We start from the raw sequence: 2,500 nt of genomic DNA, 5'->3' as shown, positions 1-2,500 counted from the left end.
AACCCTAACCTCCAGCTAAGGTCCCCAAGTCATGGCTAAGTGGGAAAGGATGTGAGGATCCCAAAACAACCAGGATGTTGGCTTAGAAGCAGCCATCATTTAAAGAAAGCGTAACAGCTCACTGGTCTAAATAAGGGTCTTTGCGCCGAAAATGTAACGGGGCTGAAGCCATGCACCGAAGCTGAGGATTTGCACTATGTGCAAGTGGTAGCGGAGCGTTCCGTAAGCCTGTGAAGGGACAGTCGTGAGACATCCTGGAGGTATCGGAAGTGCGAATGTTGACATGAGTAACGATAAAGAGGGTGAGAGACCCTCTCGCCGAAAGACCAAGGGTTCCTGCTTAAAGTTAATCTGAGCAGGGTTAGCCGGCCCCTAAGGCGAGGCGGAAACGCGTAGTCGATGGGAACCACGTTAATATTCGTGGGCCTGGTGGTAGTGACGGATTGCGTAACTTGTATTCACTTATTGGATTGTGGGTGCAGGGAAGCGGTTCCAGGAAATAGCTCCATCATTATAGACCGTACCCGAAACCGACACAGGTGGTCAGGTAGAGTATACCAAGGCGCTTGAGAGAACTATGTTGAAGGAACTCGGCAAATTGCACGCGTAACTTCGGAAGAAGCGTGACCCCATTGTACGCAAGTGTGATGGGGTGGCACAGACCAGGGGGTAGCGACTGTTTATCAAAAACACAGGGCTCTGCGAAGTCGCAAGACGACGTATAGGGTCTGACGCCTGCCCGGTGCTGGAAGGTTAAAGGGAGAGGTGCAAGCTTTGAACTGAAGCCCCAGTAAACGGCGGCCGTAACTATAACGGTCCTAAGGTAGCGAAATTCCTTGTCGGGTAAGTTCCGACCTGCACGAATGGCGTAACGACTTCCCCGCTGTCTCCAACATAGACTCAGTGAAATTGAATTCCCCGTGAAGATGCGGGGTTCCTGCGGTCAGACGGAAAGACCCCGTGCACCTTTACTATAGCTTTACACTGGCATTCGTGTCGGCATGTGTAGGATAGGTGGTAGGCTTTGAAGCAGGGACGCCAGTTTCTGTGGAGCCATCCTTGAAATACCACCCTTATCGTCATGGATGTCTAACCGCGGTCCGTTATCCGGATCCGGGACAGTGTATGGTGGGTAGTTTGACTGGGGCGGTCGCCTCCGAAAGAGTAACGGAGGCGCGCGATGGTGGGCTCAGACCGGTCGGAAATCGGTCGTCGAGTGCAATGGCATAAGCCCGCCTGACTGCGAGACTGACAAGTCGAGCAGAGACGAAAGTCGGTCATAGTGATCCGGTGGTCCCGCGTGGAAGGGCCATCGCTCAACGGATAAAAGGTACGCCGGGGATAACAGGCTGATGACCCCCAAGAGTCCATATCGACGGGGTTGTTTGGCACCTCGATGTCGGCTCATCGCATCCTGGGGCTGGAGCAGGTCCCAAGGGTTTGGCTGTTCGCCAATTAAAGCGGTACGTGAGCTGGGTTCAGAACGTCGTGAGACAGTTCGGTCCCTATCTGCCGTGGGTGTAGGAATATTGACAGGATCTGTCCCTAGTACGAGAGGACCGGGATGGACATATCTCTGGTGGACCTGTTGTCGTGCCAACGGCATAGCAGGGTAGCTACATATGGAATGGATAACCGCTGAAGGCATCTAAGCGGGAAACCAACCTGAAAACGAGTATTCCCTATCAGAGCCGTGGAAGACGACCACGTTGATAGGACGGGTGTGGAAGCGCAGCAATGTGTGAAGCTTACCGTTACTAATAGCTCGATCGGCTTAATTGTTCTCATTGCTTATGCTCACCGAACTTCGTTCGATGATGCATCGCTCTTGTCCTGACGCGCTGACGCGCTGCGGACGGCCCGCCAAACGATTGGCGACGGCCTACCGGCCTGTATGGGTGCCAAACGCATCCTTCAGACGGGAAAGAGAAAGACGTGTTCACCCGGCAAACATGTAATGTTTGTCCGGAAGAAAACAGGCGAATGCCTGCCAGCTTCTCAATTGTTGCGCTTCGCTGACCTGGTGGTTATGGCGGGGCGGCTGCACCCGTTCCCATTCCGAACACGGCCGTGAAACGCCCCTGCGCCTATGGTACTTCGTCTTAAGACGCGGGAGAGTCGGTCGCTGCCAGGTCTGCTAAACGCAACAACACATGCGCCTGATGTCAAAGACATCAGAAAGCTGCATGTGAAACTAAAGATAATCTTCTCATCACATGACGGCCAAGGCCGAAACAAAAGGGCCGCCGAAAGCGGTCCTTTCTGCTTTAACGGTCATATACAGAATGAAACTTCGGCGCACCTCATCTATAATGGTGCGTCCCTTACAGGAACAAAACCCTATGGGTTTTGCTCCTGATGTAAGAGCAAACCGCTTCGCGGTTTACTCAAGCGCGATAAATCCCAAAGGGATTTACGCTGGCGCGGGGTGGAGCAGCCCGGTAGCTCGTCAGGCTCATAACCTGAAGGCCGCAGGTTCAAATCCTGCCCCCGCAACCAA

At 53.5% G+C, this 2,500-nt stretch carries 1 tRNA gene and 2 rRNA genes (1 of these 3 cut by a window edge); all 3 read left to right on the top strand.

Features of this window, described 5'->3' with window-relative positions:
- Positions 1–1,782: ribosomal RNA gene (locus J5286_RS31000) — 23S ribosomal RNA — on the top strand; it begins 1,020 nt to the left of the window's first position.
- Positions 1,783–2,019: 237 nt separating this feature from the next.
- A 5S ribosomal RNA gene (gene rrf / locus J5286_RS30995) occupies positions 2,020–2,134 on the top strand.
- Positions 2,135–2,422: 288 nt separating this feature from the next.
- Positions 2,423–2,499, top strand: a tRNA-Met gene (locus J5286_RS30990).
- Position 2,500: the final 1 nt, after the last annotated feature.

The sequence above is a fragment of the Rhizobium sp. 16-488-2b genome (assembly GCF_017741815.1).
Classification (GTDB): Bacteria; Pseudomonadota; Alphaproteobacteria; order Rhizobiales; family Rhizobiaceae; genus Rhizobium.
This window is presented reverse-complemented; position numbering and strand designations above follow the sequence as displayed.